Genomic DNA, 15,308 nt, shown 5'->3' with positions numbered 1-15,308 from the left:
GATTTTAAGTAGCAAGCGTTAATGCTTGCTATTTTGTTTGGGTTGTTTTCCAATGGCTTCGCTTTTTCGCTTTGGCGTTGTGCCTTCAGTTTTGAAAAATTGGCACGCTATTTGCTTTACCTGCTATTAGTTTTCATAACAGACTGGAACATGTCTTATTTTTTTATAATTTTAATATACACACAAATTGTTACGCTATGAATAAGTATTTAGCTGAAATGATCGGCACATTTGCCCTTGTATTGTTTGGTTGCGGCTCGGCTGTAGTATCGGGTGTTTCGTTGGCCTGGGCCGGAGCTACCGGTGGTCCTGCCGGTATTGGTCTTCTCGGTATTGCATTAGCATTCGGCTTGTCCGTTGTTGTGATGGCTTATGCTATCGGAGGCATTTCAGGTTGCCATATCAATCCTGCTATTACAATTGCCATGCTTGTGGCGAAAAAAATATCAGTTGGAGACGCAGTCGGTTATATAATTGGTCAGTTGATCGGTGCGCTGATTGCTGCCGGTGTGTTGATGTGTATTCAAAAAGGTATGCCTGGTTTTTCGATGGGCGAATGGGCGCTTGGCTCTAATGGCTGGGGACCAGGATACGGACACGAATACAGTACTGGTGCAGCATTCATTACAGAGGCCGTATTAACGTTTATGTTCCTGTTTGTAATATTTGCTACAACCAGTAAGCTGGGTAACAGTACCATGGCTGGTTTGGCGATTGGTCTGACGCTTGTGTTGATTCACCTGGTTGCAATTCCGATCACGGGTACTTCTGTAAATCCGGCTCGTAGTTTTGGCCCGGCATTATTGGCTGGCGGTAAAGCACTGGAGCAATTATGGTTGTTTATCGTAGCGCCGATTGTAGGCGGTATCGCTGCAGCATTGGTTTGGATGGGATTGTTTGAGCCTAAGCCACAAAGCAATTACTAGAAAATTAAAAAGTGGACTCATGTTTTAAAGAGATCCATTCTTGCATGTGGAGCGACTAAAGTCATACTTCCTACATGATACTTGATACAAATAAAAAACGGATGCAATCGCATCCGTTTTTTATTATTTAAGCTCTACATATACCGGGCAATGATCTGAGTGTTTTACATCCGGGTAGATGGCTGCATCTTTTAAACGATCACGCAGCGGTTCGGTAACACTGATATAATCGATGCGCCAGCCTTTGTTTTCCAATCTTACCGATGGGAAACGGGCACTCCACCAACTGTACTGATGCGGTTCCGGTTTGAAGACACGCAAAGTATCTACATAACCGTCGTTGTAAAAAGTATCCATCCAGGCACGTTCTTCCGGCAAGAATCCACTGCTTTTTTTATTGCCTTTTGGATTATGGATATCAATTTCTTTATGTGCAATATTGTAATCGCCACAAATCACCAGGTTTGGGCGGGTTTTGCGGAGGTCGGTCAGGTATTCGTGAAACTCTGCCAGCCACTGATATTTATAAGTCTGACGTTCATCGCCGGAAGTGCCGCTTGGAAAATAGGCGTTGATGAGTGTCACATCCCCAAAGTCCAGACGAATTACGCGGCCTTCTGCGTCGCTTTGCATAATGCCATTTCCGTAAAACACATTATCTGGCTGGATACGCGTGAACACAGCGACACCGCTATATCCTTTTTTCTCTGCGCTAAACCAGAAAGTATGGTATCCGAGTGCCTCGATTGCAGCAAAATCTGCCTGTTCTTTTTCTGCTTTCACTTCCTGCAGGCAAATAACATCCGCAGGATCGGTTGACAGCCATTCTACGAAACCTTTTTTGGTTGCGCTGCGAATGCCATTGACGTTGTATGATATGATACGCATTTGATCTAGTTATAAGTTTTTGAGTTGCACGTTGTACGTTTTAAGTTGTACGTGGTAAGTTGTTGTGTATACAACCAGTAACTTAAAACGTACAACTTACAACTTAAATTATTGTTCTGTTTTCTCGATCTGCTGTGCCAGGCTGTCGGCCCAATTAGCAATAGCCGTTGTTTCATCTTTGGTCAGCACCGCTTCTTTGTGTTCCCAGAGGTAACTATTGATCGGCATCCAACCTTCTGTTACAGACTCACTAATTTCTTTCAGTTTTTTCAGTTTTCGTTTTTTAGGATAACTGGCGAATTCAGAAAAGTTAAGGTGTTTTTTGCCGTCTTTAATATGGCTTGCCATCCACCACGCTACTGGCTGAATATTATTGTACCAAGGGTATTTCGTTGTATTAGAATGACAGTCAAAGCAAGCTTTTTGCAGACACATGTACACGTTGTCCGGCACATGATATTTTGCTGAAATCTCATTAGGTTCCGGAGCCGCACTGATATTTTTCGCAGGTCTGAAAAATTGTATAATAATAAATACTGCGACTAAAGCATATCCGATTTTTTTGAGCATTCTGTTTTGTTTTTGATTTTTAGACCCCAGGGTTGTTATTTAGCGATGGCAATTTTGTATTTCTTGCCTTTCATTTTCTCTTCTTTGATTTTGTGCAATAGTTCTTTGACTTTGCTTTTTTTCACAGCGGCAAATGAAATGTAATCCTTTACTTCAATCATGCCAAGTTCCCCTTTTTCCAGCTTGCCGATTTTCGAAAAGAAGCCTACGATGTCGATCTTATTCAGTTTGTCTTTCTTGCCGCCGGAAATATAAATGGTTGTCCAGTCAGAAGATTTAGGCAGTTTTAATTTCGCCGGTAGTGTGAGCTCTTCCGGTTCTTCCTCCACAAAATTTGGTACTCTTTCCTCCGGGTGCAGGATTATATAAGCAGTGCCGCTTGCATGCATACGTGCCGTACGGCCGTTGCGGTGAGTGAATTCTTCGTGCGTATGTGGCAGGTGATAATGAATAATATGTTTTACCTCCGGAATATCGAGCCCGCGTGCCGCCAAATCTGTTGCTACCAGAAAATAAACAGTCCCGTTGCGGAAGCGGATAAGCGATTGCTCGCGATCCAGCTGCTCCATGCCTCCATGAAAACATACGTTCTCAATGCCCATGTCGCTGATCAGTTCGCTGGTGCGCTCTGTTGCATCACGGTGATTGCAGAAAATAATAGCTGATTCTTCGCCGATGAAGGACAGCAATTGAATCAATGTATTGATTTTATCTTTTTCAGGTGAGCGAACAATTTTTAAGCTAAAGTCGCCTGTGTGCACCGGATTGGTGATGAAATCCAAAACTTCCGGTTGTTTCACGCCTGTAAAATCAGGAATGCCAACGGCAGTCGTTGCCGAAACGAGTACGCGTTTTTTCAGCTTACGCAAACGGACAACGATTGAGGACATATCTTCCTCAAAACCCAATGCCAAAGATTTATCGAATTCATCCAGCACCAGCATTTCAATAAAATCAGTGATAAATGTTTTACGATTCAGGTGATCTGCGATACGGCCGGGTGTTCCTACCAAAACAGCAGGTGGCTCCGTGAGTGTTTGAATTTCTGAAGGCATAGAGTGGCCGCCGTAAAAACAACCGATTTTATAACCGGTTCCCATTTTTTTCCAGACCTGTTCGATCTGTAAGGCCAGTTCGCGCGATGGCACAAGAATCAGGCATTGAACTTCGGTGATATTTTCCTTCAGGTTTTGGAGCACAGGTTTCAAAAACGCTAGTGTTTTTCCTGAGCCGGTAGGAGCGAGCAGCAGCACGTCTTTCTCCTTATGGATTGTTTGGTGTGCCGATTGTTGCATCGCATTCCACCCGGGTATCCCCAGGTTTTTCAGCAATTTTTTGTCTAAATCCTGTTGTTGCATGGCGCAAAGGTAAAGTTTACGGCTGTACTAATTCAAAACGGGGCATTTCCACGCCATCAATTACCACTTTTTCGAAAAACATGTCGTACGGCCGGACAAACAACGGATCTGTACCATATTCTTCATGCAGCTCCGGACAGTCATACAGTGCACGATACAGGACCAGTTTTTCTTTAGTTTCGGAATGCATGGTTACGCCGATTACTTCGTAGAAATTCCCTTTATAGTGGCGGTATTTACCATTGATGTTTGTCATGAGGCAAATGTAAGGCCTTGTGAGTGGTGAGTTGTGAGTATTCATGTTACGAGGGTTGTTCGGGGCTTTTCGTTCTATCTGGACAACGCACAACTGACCACTCACCACTCACATCAGCGATTTCCCCCTAAAATCCCCTTCGTCAGTAGCTGAGAAATATTATTTTTACCGCCTTCAACACCTCGTATGAACAAAAAACTGATAATACCTGTGGTTTTTGCGGCGGCCTCACTGGCTGCTTGTAATAACGCGGGCAACAAGCCTGCAGCGCAGAAGACGGATATTCTCGTGGCCGATATGGATACGACCGTGAATCCTGCCGATGACTTCTTTGACTATGCTAATGGTGGCTGGCTCAAGAAAAATCCAATTCCTGCAGATGAAACGGGTTGGGGTATCGCACAGCTGGTAAATAAAGAACTGTACGAGCGCAAACTCAAAATTAACGAAGAAGCGGCCGAGAAGAAAGACGCTAAAGGCGCTGAGCAGCAAATCGGTGATTTCTGGAAAGCAGGTATGGATACGGTAAATATCGAAAAACAAGGTATTGCACCGCTGAAAACAGAATTAGACAAAATCAACGCTGCTGCAAGTCCTGCAGATATCATGGCGGTCGCTGCTAACCTCCACAAAATGGGCGTAGGCGTATTCTTTAGCGAAGGCGTAGGCCAGGACGAAAAGAACAGTGAAATGATGTCTTACCAGTTGTACCAAGGCGGTCTGGGCTTGCCTAACCGCGATTATTATTTCAATACAGACGAACGTACTACTAAAATCCGCAACGCATATCCTGGTTTTGTGACCAAGATGTTCCAGCTGATGGGTAACGACGAAGCTACTGCGAAAACAAAAGCAGAGGCTGTGATTGCGTTGGAAACCAAACTGGCAAAAGCTTCACGCAAACTGGAAGATCTGCGTGATCCGTATAAAAACTACAATAAGATGTCTACCGCTGATCTTACAAAGATCGCTCCTGGCATCGATTGGCAATCAACATTTACCGGTATCGGTCTTCCGAAAATTGATACCGTAATCGTTGGTCAGCCTGAGTTCTACAAAGCGCTCAACGAAGTGATCACTAAAGAACAAGTGCAAACGCTGAAAGATTATATGGCGTACCACTTCGTAAATGAATTTGCTCCTTATCTGAGCAAACCATTTGTGGATGCACGTTTCGACTTCTACAGCAAAACTATTCGTGGCGCAGAACAACAACGTCCTCGCTGGAAACGCGTACTGGATGCGGAAGAAGGGGCAATTGGCGAAGCATTGGGCCAAGTATTCGTAAAAGAATATTTCAACGAAAAGGCGAAAGAACGTTATTCACAGATCGTGGAAAATGTACGCAGCGCTTACAAGGCACGTATCGAGAAACTGGATTGGATGAGCGATAGCACGAAGAAAAAAGCAATCGTGAAACTGGCCGCTATCCGCAAAAAAGTAGGTTATCCTGATAAATGGAAAGATTTTTCTTCATTGAAAATCACTCCAAATTCTTATGCTGAAAACATGATGCGTTCTGCTGAATGGTGGAATCAATACAGCATCAATAAACTGGGTAAACCGGTAGATCGTGAAGAATGGGATATGACGCCACAGACTTATAACGCGTACTACAATCCTTCAAACAATGAAATCGTATTGCCTGCTGGTCAGTTCACGGTGCCTGGCTATCGCGATGAAGAGCTGGACGATGCGCTGGTGTATGGCTATGCTGCAGCGTCTACAATTGGTCACGAAATCACACACGGTTTTGATGATGAAGGTCGCCAGTTTGATGAAAAAGGAAATCTGAATAACTGGTGGAGCAAGCAAGATGAAGAACAATTCAACAAACGTGCACAATTGCTCGTGAATCAGTTCAACAATATTGTGGCTGTAGATACACTGCATATTAATGGTAAAGCTTCTCTGGGTGAAAACCTCGCAGATCTTGGCGGTATCCTGATTGGTCTGGATGCATTCAAACAAACAGAAGTGTACAAGAAAAACGAAAAGATCAACGGTCAAACACCGCTGCAACGCTTCTTCCTGGGTTATACACTGGGATGGTTGTATCAAAATCGTAAAGAGCAAATGGCCAGCCAGATCATGACAGACGTGCATGCTCCTGCTAAATGGCGCGTGAATGGTCCGTTCCCGAATGTTCCTGAATTCTATCAGGCATGGAATGTGCAACCAACCAATAAAATGTACCTGCCAGATAGTCTCCGTGTGAGATTGTGGTAAGAGAAATGATAGTGATGGAAAGCCCCCACGGTACAGTGGGGGCTTTTTTTTTTGTAATGGATATACGGAACATGGGTTTTGTGTTTTTTTGTTGTCACCTCGACGGAAGGAGAGGTCCCGCGTAATGTAGATCGGCGTTAGCCTACAGGCGTTTCGTCTCACACCTATTCTCCAAACAAACTTTCATTCCTTGATTTATCTGCGCCGGCTTTAATTCAGCTGGCGAATTCTCTCACTTTTTTGCTTGCCCAAAAAAGTAAGCAAAAAAGGGCAGCCTAAACCAGATCACTCCGTGGTTTAGGCGGTCGCTCGATCAACTTCAGTGCTACTGTGCTGCCAAGCTAAGAGCCTTGATTTTGAACTTATTTCTTGTGTGTCATTGAACGATGGACGCAATCAAGGGAGAATGACGGTCGGACGGCTTCGGGTCCGTCTGACCGTTATTCTCTAAACAAAATTTCATTGCCTTGATTTAACTATATCGGTTTGAGTTATGATTGCTTTCCCGCTTTGGGCAGGATAAACTCAAATCTTACCATGACGCGAGTGACAAACAGAGATCGCCCTTCGACTCCGCTCAGGGTGACAAAGGAAAGCTTTCCGCTTTTGATTATTGACCATTCACCATTGACCATTCACGAAAAAATTGAATAAAAAATAAGTATAATCCCTTATCAGCGGCATGATTATTTGAAGTAATTTTCCGCCTCGAAAACTCAAACGAACATTTACTTTAGAAGGGTCATGGAGATAAAAAAATTGCTTATCGCCAATCGCGGTGAAATTTCTATACGGATATCACGTGCTGCCACAGAGCTGGGAATCCGCACGGTTGCTATTTATACGTATGAAGACCGTTATTCACTGCACCGGTATAAGGCCGACGAAGCTTATCAGGTAGGGGCGGACACAGACCCGTTGAAGCCTTATCTGGATATCGACGCGATTATCCGTATTGCAAAAGACTGCGGCGCCAATGCGATTCATCCGGGGTATGGATTCCTTTCAGAGAACGCGACGTTTGCGCAGAAATGTGCGGATAACGGAATTGTGTTCGTTGGGCCCTCGCCAGCAGCTATGGCGGCTTTGGGTGATAAGGTAACCGCCAAACGCGTAGCCATTGAAGCTGGATTGCCGATCATTGAAAGCAATAAGGAAGATCTTACAGATATAGCTATTGCATTGAAAGAAGCACAGCGGATCAGTTATCCGTTAATGCTGAAAGCTGCTGCAGGTGGTGGCGGACGCGGTATGCGCGTGGTGCGTAACGACGAGGATCTGAAAAAAGCATTTGTAGAAGCACGCAGTGAAGCCAAGACTGCTTTTGGTGATGATACAGTTTTCCTGGAAAAATTTGTAGAAAATCCGAAGCATATCGAAGTTCAGATCGCGGCAGATAATCACGGTAATATTGTGCATTTGTATGAACGTGATTGCAGCGTGCAGCGCCGTTTTCAGAAGGTAGTAGAAATGGCGCCTTCTGTTACACTAAAGGAAGAGACAAGAAACAAGCTGTATGATTATGCGGTGAAAATCGCTTCCGCAGTGAATTATAATAATCTCGGTACCGTTGAGTTTCTGGTAGATCATCAGGAGCATATTTACTTCATTGAAGTGAATCCACGTATTCAGGTGGAACATACCGTCACTGAGATGATCACAGGTAAGGACCTGATTAAAACGCAGCTCTATGTTGCCGGCGGGTATAAACTTTCAGATGATGAAATTGGGCTGGGCGACCAGAATGGCATTCCCAAAAACGGGGTTGCAATTCAATGTCGTATCACTACTGAAGATCCGGGGAACGATTTCAAACCTGATTATGGTACGTTGGTGACTTACCGTAATGCGGCGGGTTTTGGTGTGCGTCTTGATGAAGGCAGTACTTATCCGGGTATGAAGATCAGTCCGTTCTTTGACTCGATGCTGGTGAAAGTGAGTACGCAGGGCAATAATCTGAAAGATGCCGCGCAGAAGATGTATCGTGCATTGAAAGAGTTTCGTATTCGTGGTGTAAAAAACAATATTCCATTTCTGGAAAATCTGGTAACACATCCGGAGTTTATTTCCGGTCAGACTACCGTCGGCTTTATCCAGGAACATCCGGAATTGTTTCAGTTTGCACTTCGTCAGGATAGAGGCACGAAAATGCTGAAATTCCTGGCAGATTTTACGGTAAATGGTAATCCTGATGTAAAGGTTAAAGACGATAAGAAACAGTTTGAAAAGCCGGTCGTGCCTGCATTTGACGCATCACAACCGATGCCGAAAGGTTCTAAGGATTTATTGAATGAATTGGGTCCGGATGCTTTTTGTCAGTGGTTGAAAAACGAAAAGAAAATTCATTATACCGATACGACCATGCGTGACGGACATCAGTCGCTGCTGGCTACCCGTATGCGTACGTACGATATGCTGAAGGTTGCCGAAAGCTTTGCCCGCAATCATCCGCAGACATTTAGCATGGAAGTGTGGGGCGGTGCTACGTTTGATGTGTGTATCCGTTTCTTACATGAAGATCCGTGGAAACGTCTGGAACAATTGCGCAAAGCGATTCCGAATGTGTTGCTGCAAATGTTGATCCGTGGTATGAATGGGGTTGGTTATGCGGCATATCCGGATAATCTGATTGAGAAATTCGTGATAAAATCCTGGGAGAAGGGCGTTGATATCTTCCGCATTTTTGATTCACTGAACTGGATGGAAAATATTGCGCCTTGTATTGAAATGGTGCGCAAGAAAACGGGTGGACTCGCGGAAGGTACGTTGTGTTATACCGGCGATATCCTGGATCCAAAACGTACAAAATACACACTCGATTATTATGTACGATTGGCGAAAGATCTGGAAAATGCGGGTGCACATATTCTGGGTATCAAGGACATGAGTGGGTTGCTGAAACCATATGCTGCGAAAGAGTTGATCGGTGCGTTGAAAGATGCCGTGAAAATTCCATTGCATTTGCATACACATGATACTTCTTCGTTGCAGCCTGCTACTTATCTGATGGCAATCGAGGCTGGCGTTGATGTGGTGGACTGTGCACTGGGCGCGCTTTCTGGACTTACTTCGCAGCCAAACTTTAATGCAATTGTGGAAATGATGAAATTCCACGAACGTGAAAATCCTTACGATGTAAAATCACTGAATCAGTTCTCCAATTACTGGGAAGCGGTGCGTGAAATGTACTATCCGTTTGAATCAGGTATGAAAGCTAGCTCTGCGGAGGTGTTTCATCATGAAATTCCCGGCGGCCAATATTCTAATCTGAAGCCGCAAGCAGTAGCGCTTGGACTTGGTGATAAATTCGAAGCCATTAAAGAAACGTTTGCAGAGGTCAATGATATGTTTGGCGACATTGTAAAAGTAACGCCGAGCTCAAAAGTAGTTGGTGACATGGCACAGTTTATGGTGGCCAATGATCTGACGCCGCACGATGTGATGACGAAAGGTGAAGGCATTTCTTTCCCGGAATCAGTTCAGCAATTCTTTATGGGTGAACTGGGCCAGCCGGAAGGTGGCTTTCCTAAAGATTTGCAGCGGATCATTCTCAAAGACAAAACACCTTTCACGGAACGCCCGGGTAAATTTTTACCGGCAATCGATTTCGAAAAAGATTTTGCTTCGTTTACCACACAGTTTGGTGATGACTTGACGATTGAGGATTTTCTGTCGTACAAATTGTATCCGAAAGTATTTGAAGACGGATTGAAATTCACACGTGAGTATGGTGATGTTTCTGTGGTTCCAACGCCGATTTTCTTTTATGGTATGAAGCAGGGGCCGGATGTGACCATTGAAATTGATAAGGGTAAGACCTTATTGATCCGTTTGTTGTCAGTTGGTCCTGTAGATGAAAAAGGAATGCGGACGGTCTTCTTCAAACTCAATGGACAAACACGCGCGATTGAAGTGATGGATAAATCAGTGAAAGTGGTGACTGTAGAAAATCGCAAAGCAGACAAAGGAGATGATAAACATGTGGGCGCGCCGTTGCAAGGCATGTTGTCTAAGCTACTGGTGAAAAAGGATGAAACTGTAAAACGTAATCAGCCATTGTTTGTGATTGAAGCGATGAAGATGGAAACTACAATCACAGCACCGTTTGATACGACTGTGCGCGATATTGCATTGAATACAGGCTCGCTGGTGAACACAGGTGATTTGGTTATTGAACTTAATTAGAAGTTCTACATTCGAGGTTTGATGCTTGCAAAATATTACGCCAAAAGATGAAAGTCTTTTGGCGTTTTTTGTTAGTGGTTTCTTGGACGAGCGTGAGCCCACATTATGTGACACGTCTCCTTAGGTCATGACTTGTGGCTACTTGTTTCTGTTCTTGCGTTTGTCATGCTGAGCGCAGACGAAGCATTGTGTGTTGGCCCTTCGACTCCGCTCAGGGTGACACTTATTTTCTATAGCTCATGGAATTCTGGCCTTAACGGTACGATCTGTCTTGCATTACGTGGGATGTCTGCTGCATCGTGATTTAAATAAATACAATTTTCCGGTTGGCGCGGGAATTAGCGTAGCGCTCTCGTGTCTATAATTGTCGTCAGTCTCGGACTGACCATGCGATACAAGTTCCAGTCAGAAGACTGGCCGTATGCTCAGACACAGGACACTACGCTGACTCTTGCATCAGTGTGTTATCTGGAGACGTTGTGCACAACGTCTCTACTGTTTACTGCATAAAGCACGCAATCTTCCAATTGTTCATCCCCTTTTAACATCGGATGTTTGAAATGCTTTACCAGACTCATTCCTATTTTGGTTATCACGTGAATGGAAGGTAAATTAATAGCAGGAGCTGTTGCTACAACTTGCGATAATTTCAAATCCTGAAACGCGTATTCCAGGCAACGTTTGGCACCTTCCGTTGCGAAGCCATGATGCCAGTGTTCTTTCGCCAACCGCCAGCCGATATCAATACAAGGTGTAAAGTCTGCATCGTAGGTTTGTTCGGAAAGCCCGATGAAACCAATAAATGTGCCAGTGTCAAGACGATCAGCAGCGAAGTATGTAAAGCTTTTTGCCTCGTATTGTTTTCGCGCGCGATCTATGAATGATTGCGTCTGTTCTTCTGTTTGCGTAGCGGGAAAAAAGCGCATGACCTCTGGGTCAGCATTGATCGCTGCCATCCGCGGTAGGTCTGCATCGCGCCAGTTGCGGAAGCCGAGTCGGGGTGATTGGAATAGATAAGTCAAAAGTCAAAAGTCAAAAGTCAAAAGTCAAAAGTCAAAAGTCAAAAGTCAAAAGTCAAAAGTCAAAAGTCAAAAGTCAAAGGATTTTTGAACCTTCGAAGGTCGGCAAAAATGTTGAGACGTCTGATCATTGCTGGTCAAACGTCTCAAACAACTATTAGTTGTGAATTATTTTTCGTCAATTGGCAATTTCTATATCTCCTGGTTTCCAACTGCCATTAAAGGCTGCCTCTTCAGGACCATAAATGCGGATGTAGATGAACCAGCCTCTGCCCGGAATGGTTTTGATCCATTGTTTTTCTTTGCCTGCTGGTGCTGTTGGTCCAAAGTAGAGGTCGACAGATGGAGCGTTCGCAAGATCTTTTAGTTCAAACATAGAGCGTAAAGCTGCATAGCCCTGATCTGTTTTTACCTGGCTGCGCGTTAGTGCATCGTAGACTGTTACCGACCAGAAAAGCTTTGCAGGCACTGGTTGCGGAATCGTCAGCTTGTATGTTTTACCACCGTCAACATATGCACCTGTTTTGTCGCGTAAGCCCAGCCAGTATAAAGAGCCTTGGCCTGCCTGTCTTCTGAACATAGCCGGAGATGCACCAATTGCCTGATAGAACCATACTTCGCGTGCATCGAGATCTACATAAGAAGGGGCATCAAAATCGCCATTTTCAGGACGAAGTCCTACCCATTCCCATTGACGGTCTTTCCATACAATACGGTCTGGTCTGCGATCTGCAAATGATTGAACCCGCATTTGTGCGTTGCCGATTTTCGCTGCTTTTTCCAAAATGCCTTTCATACGCGCATCTGGGTTAAATGGTTTGCCTTTGGTAATACCGAGCACAGCGAGCTCGCCATAGTAAGTGCGATAACCTTCATAAGCAGGTTCACGATCTATGACTTTCGCCAGTACTTCCCAGAATTTGATATTGTTCTCCCAGTCTAGCGGCGTTGTATTTTGATCTTTGCCTGTAAGATTTAGCCATGTCGCAGCATTGGCTGCACCAGGATCATTGAGCGGATAAAATTTGATTGTTTTGATTCTTTCCATCGCAGCATTCACATCACCACCAACAGGTAACGAGCGTATGCCCACAGTGAGATTGTTGGATGAAGATTTCCATACATGATAGCCGGAAGGAATAGCACCCTTGTAATCCGGTGGGAGTATCAGATGTTTGCCGCCTTTTCCTTCATCCGGTCCGGGAATGCCCATATCGGCCACCCAGCGCTGGTTTACATCTATGGCTACTACAATAAGTGGCCCAGGAGGTAAGTCGATTACAAAAGGACCTTTGGACAGATCAATAAGCAACGGCCCGTAAGGTGTATCAGAATTGAGCGTAAAACCAATTTGCTGTGGTTTGCTATCCAATGTGCCGGAGACCACATTAGGTTTTACATTGATCGCCATATTACCTTCCAGAATGGCTTCTCCCGAAACAGTAGGATAAAAGAAGCGATAGGCTTGAATGGCACGATTCAGATCAGCATCGTCATATGCTTTTTGAATTGTGGCTGGCGTTGGGTAGCCGCCTACAAATTCGTAGCCGTTGTTATCTGAAGTGTCATTATTCTTTGCAGTTGCTGCAGTTTGATTTTGACTGGCTGGTTGATTACAGGCCGTTGCGAAGAGGCCAATAGTGCAGGCCAGAATTGTTTTTCTCATGATAGATTAATCTTTTGATTGGCAAATGATGTGTCAGAACAATGAGTAGACGGAGCTGTGCTGGCCGCAATGTGGTATTTTCAGATGGTGGTGATCAGTGTCGGTCGTTATTTCTTATGAAATTATTTTAAATATAAATAAAATATACAAATATTGGTTAGGAAATTGACAATTGCAGCTGACAGTTATCATCCTGCCGTGAAAAATCATCTGATGTTTCGGTTATGCGAAGCAATCGCAAATTTTCGATTACAAATCACTAATGGCTAGAACGCTTCATTAATCCGGAAATAAATACCCTTGTCGTTTTTTCCGACTGCACCATCTATGCCAATATTGATGTTGCGGGAAGGGATGGCTTTGAAACGAATGCCTGCACCACCGCCAGGCAACAGTCCACTAGAAGGTGCTTCCGTGAAAGCGACGCCAAAAAATCCTACTGCGCCCCAGCGGCGATAAAAGTTCCAACGGTACTCTGCCTGGCCACTGTAAACCTGGTTGCCGCGGAACTCTCCACTTGTGTAACCGCGTATATCTCTGCCACCAACTGCATGTTGACCGACAAACGGTACTACGCCCAAACCGGCATGAATACTGATTCGTGCGGCAATGATTGCATTTTTGGTGACGCGATGATAGTAGTTGGCATAGACCGTGAGCGAGTTAAATACATCATCATTATCCAGCCATTCCGGATTAACGAGAAAACTAACGGCAGCTTGCAGGCCTTTGGATGGATTGTAGACAGTATTGCGGGAGTCGAAAAGCAATGACGCGCCGATGCCATTGATGTTTACATTTTCAACGCTGTCACTGTTGTCGAAAGTGGTTTCCGAATGTTGGAGTTTTGCAAAAAGCCCACCATAAAGATGTCCTTTTATTTTGCGCATTCCTTTTAAGAAGATGAATTTGCTCACCGTTCCATAATCCACAAATCCGCCATCTTCTGTTTCGTTGGCTGCTTCGAAATATTGAAAGTTGATATTACCCAAACCGCCAGCTGCGGTGATTCTCCAACGGTCTTCGTTGATGTAGAACTGTCCGAATGCAGAACCAAACCACGATTTGTTCTGTGTATATCCCAAGCCTAAACCAACCTGGCTTGCCGGAGATATGGTATCTTTTTTTGACAGGCGGAAAAATGCCATTCCATTTACACCAACTATAACACCGTAGGAGCTGTTGTAGGAAACAATCGGAATGCCGGTAATGTTCACCTTCTTTTTGTGCGCGGTATCCGTTTGTGCCCTTGCAATAACGGAGCCTAACAACAGTATCCATAGCAAGGGCAGTCCTTTTTTATGTAGCGTGATAAAAGGCATAGTGGTGAGTTTGGGATGAGGAATGGTATTTTTAAAGTTAAGGCAAAATCAATTGGTGGTTGACTGGGGACAATGAAATGTCAAATGTCAGGCGCCAACTTAAAACCTAAAACTTACAACTTTTAAAACTATAACTTACAAGTCCAAAACCTAAATCAATCGTTATGCGATTCCTACAAAAATCCTTTCTGCTGGCCGCGCTGATGGCATCAACAGTTTCCTTCGCGCAAACAGCACCTTTGCTGAGTTCTGTACCTCAAACCAGGGAAGAGTTTGTAAAAACTGAAAAAAGTGCTTTGTCCACGATTGACTGGATGGAGAAGACTCCGATTAATAAAGATGCGGTGAAGTTTAAAGAACAAGAGGGGCTCCTTATGAATTGGATTAGCGGTTCTCCGAATGTATCAATTATGCTGAACGAAAAACTAGTGCCTTATGTTTCCAATCCTCAATTGCTTTTTTTGTTTATGGCCGGGTGGACGAAATACAGTCTCGAGCATAACTATTCAAAAGATGAGGTACAGGGAAACCTTGCCGGTACTCGCTTTGTGATCAATAAATACAAAGCAGAAAAAATGCCAAAAAATGAAGACGTTGATAAACTTGCAATGTTGGATCAGAAAGGTGAATTAGAAAAGTGGGTGAAAGATCAGTTGGCAGCTTCAAAACAATAAGACGCTAAAACATTATGCACAGCCGGTTTCGTAAGAACCGGCTTTTTTATTTAATCAAATGAAGCCTGGAAAATTTATAACGCCAGCTTAGAAGGCACAACTTCCATTTGAAACTTTACATGCTACAATTTCACAACTTCTCAGTTTGAATAATAAATAAATATTTTAATATTTAAACGAATTCATTATTTTAGTAATGCATTTGAAGGATAATG

At 44.0% G+C, this 15,308-nt stretch carries 11 protein-coding genes; 4 read left to right on the top strand and 7 right to left on the bottom strand.

The window, feature by feature from the left end:
• Window positions 1–197: 197 nt before the first annotated feature.
• On the top strand, window positions 198–926 hold the full coding sequence (locus DN068_RS07825) for an MIP family channel protein (protein WP_110998348.1): 729 nt from the start codon (window positions 198–200) through the stop codon (window positions 924–926).
• A 123-nt stretch (window positions 927–1,049) separates the two neighbouring features.
• On the opposite strand, the gene DN068_RS07820 is transcribed toward DN068_RS07825, so the two are convergent.
• The 4 genes from DN068_RS07820 to DN068_RS07805 form a co-directional block, all read right to left on the bottom strand.
• Window positions 1,050–1,814, bottom strand: coding sequence for an exodeoxyribonuclease III (locus DN068_RS07820; protein WP_110998347.1), 765 nt, complete (start codon window positions 1,812–1,814; stop codon window positions 1,050–1,052).
• Window positions 1,815–1,922: 108 nt separating this feature from the next.
• Window positions 1,923–2,384, bottom strand: coding sequence for a heme-binding domain-containing protein (locus DN068_RS07815; protein ID WP_110998346.1), 462 nt, complete (start codon window positions 2,382–2,384; stop codon window positions 1,923–1,925).
• Between the two features lie 35 nt (window positions 2,385–2,419).
• The gene (locus DN068_RS07810; protein ID WP_110998345.1) at window positions 2,420–3,742 is read right to left on the bottom strand and encodes a DEAD/DEAH box helicase; all 1,323 of its coding nucleotides are present in this window, start codon (window positions 3,740–3,742) and stop codon (window positions 2,420–2,422) included.
• A 16-nt stretch (window positions 3,743–3,758) separates the two neighbouring features.
• A complete protein-coding gene (locus DN068_RS07805; protein ID WP_110998344.1) occupies window positions 3,759–3,998 on the bottom strand; it encodes a DUF1653 domain-containing protein in 240 nt (79 codons plus the stop codon).
• Between the two features lie 186 nt (window positions 3,999–4,184).
• On the opposite strand from DN068_RS07805, the gene DN068_RS07800 reads away from it, so the two are divergent.
• The gene (locus tag DN068_RS07800) at window positions 4,185–6,227 is read left to right on the top strand and encodes a M13 family metallopeptidase (protein WP_110998343.1); all 2,043 of its coding nucleotides are present in this window, start codon (window positions 4,185–4,187) and stop codon (window positions 6,225–6,227) included.
• 744 nt (window positions 6,228–6,971) lie between these two features.
• The gene (locus tag DN068_RS07795; protein ID WP_110998342.1) at window positions 6,972–10,412 is read left to right on the top strand and encodes a pyruvate carboxylase; all 3,441 of its coding nucleotides are present in this window, start codon (window positions 6,972–6,974) and stop codon (window positions 10,410–10,412) included.
• Between the two features lie 464 nt (window positions 10,413–10,876).
• On the opposite strand, the gene DN068_RS07790 is transcribed toward DN068_RS07795, so the two are convergent.
• From DN068_RS07790 to DN068_RS07775, 3 genes are all read right to left on the bottom strand, one after another.
• Window positions 10,877–11,434, bottom strand: coding sequence for a GNAT family N-acetyltransferase (locus DN068_RS07790; protein WP_207798869.1), 558 nt, complete (start codon window positions 11,432–11,434; stop codon window positions 10,877–10,879).
• 175 nt (window positions 11,435–11,609) lie between these two features.
• Window positions 11,610–13,097 (bottom strand): DUF1254 domain-containing protein, encoded by a 1,488-nt coding sequence (locus DN068_RS07780; protein WP_110998339.1) that lies wholly within the window; start codon window positions 13,095–13,097, stop codon window positions 11,610–11,612.
• 266 nt (window positions 13,098–13,363) lie between these two features.
• On the bottom strand, window positions 13,364–14,419 hold the full coding sequence (locus DN068_RS07775) for a BamA/TamA family outer membrane protein (protein ID WP_110998338.1): 1,056 nt from the start codon (window positions 14,417–14,419) through the stop codon (window positions 13,364–13,366).
• Window positions 14,420–14,583: 164 nt separating this feature from the next.
• Here DN068_RS07775 and DN068_RS07770 point away from each other — a divergent pair, with 164 nt between their 5' ends.
• Window positions 14,584–15,093: a hypothetical protein gene (locus DN068_RS07770; RefSeq protein ID WP_110998337.1), complete on the top strand. Its 510-nt coding sequence runs from the start codon at window positions 14,584–14,586 to the stop codon at window positions 15,091–15,093.
• Window positions 15,094–15,308 lie beyond the last annotated feature (215 nt).

It is taken from the genome of Taibaiella soli, from assembly GCF_003236175.1.
Classification (GTDB): Bacteria; Bacteroidota; Bacteroidia; order Chitinophagales; family Chitinophagaceae; genus QKTW01.
This window is presented reverse-complemented; position numbering and strand designations above follow the sequence as displayed.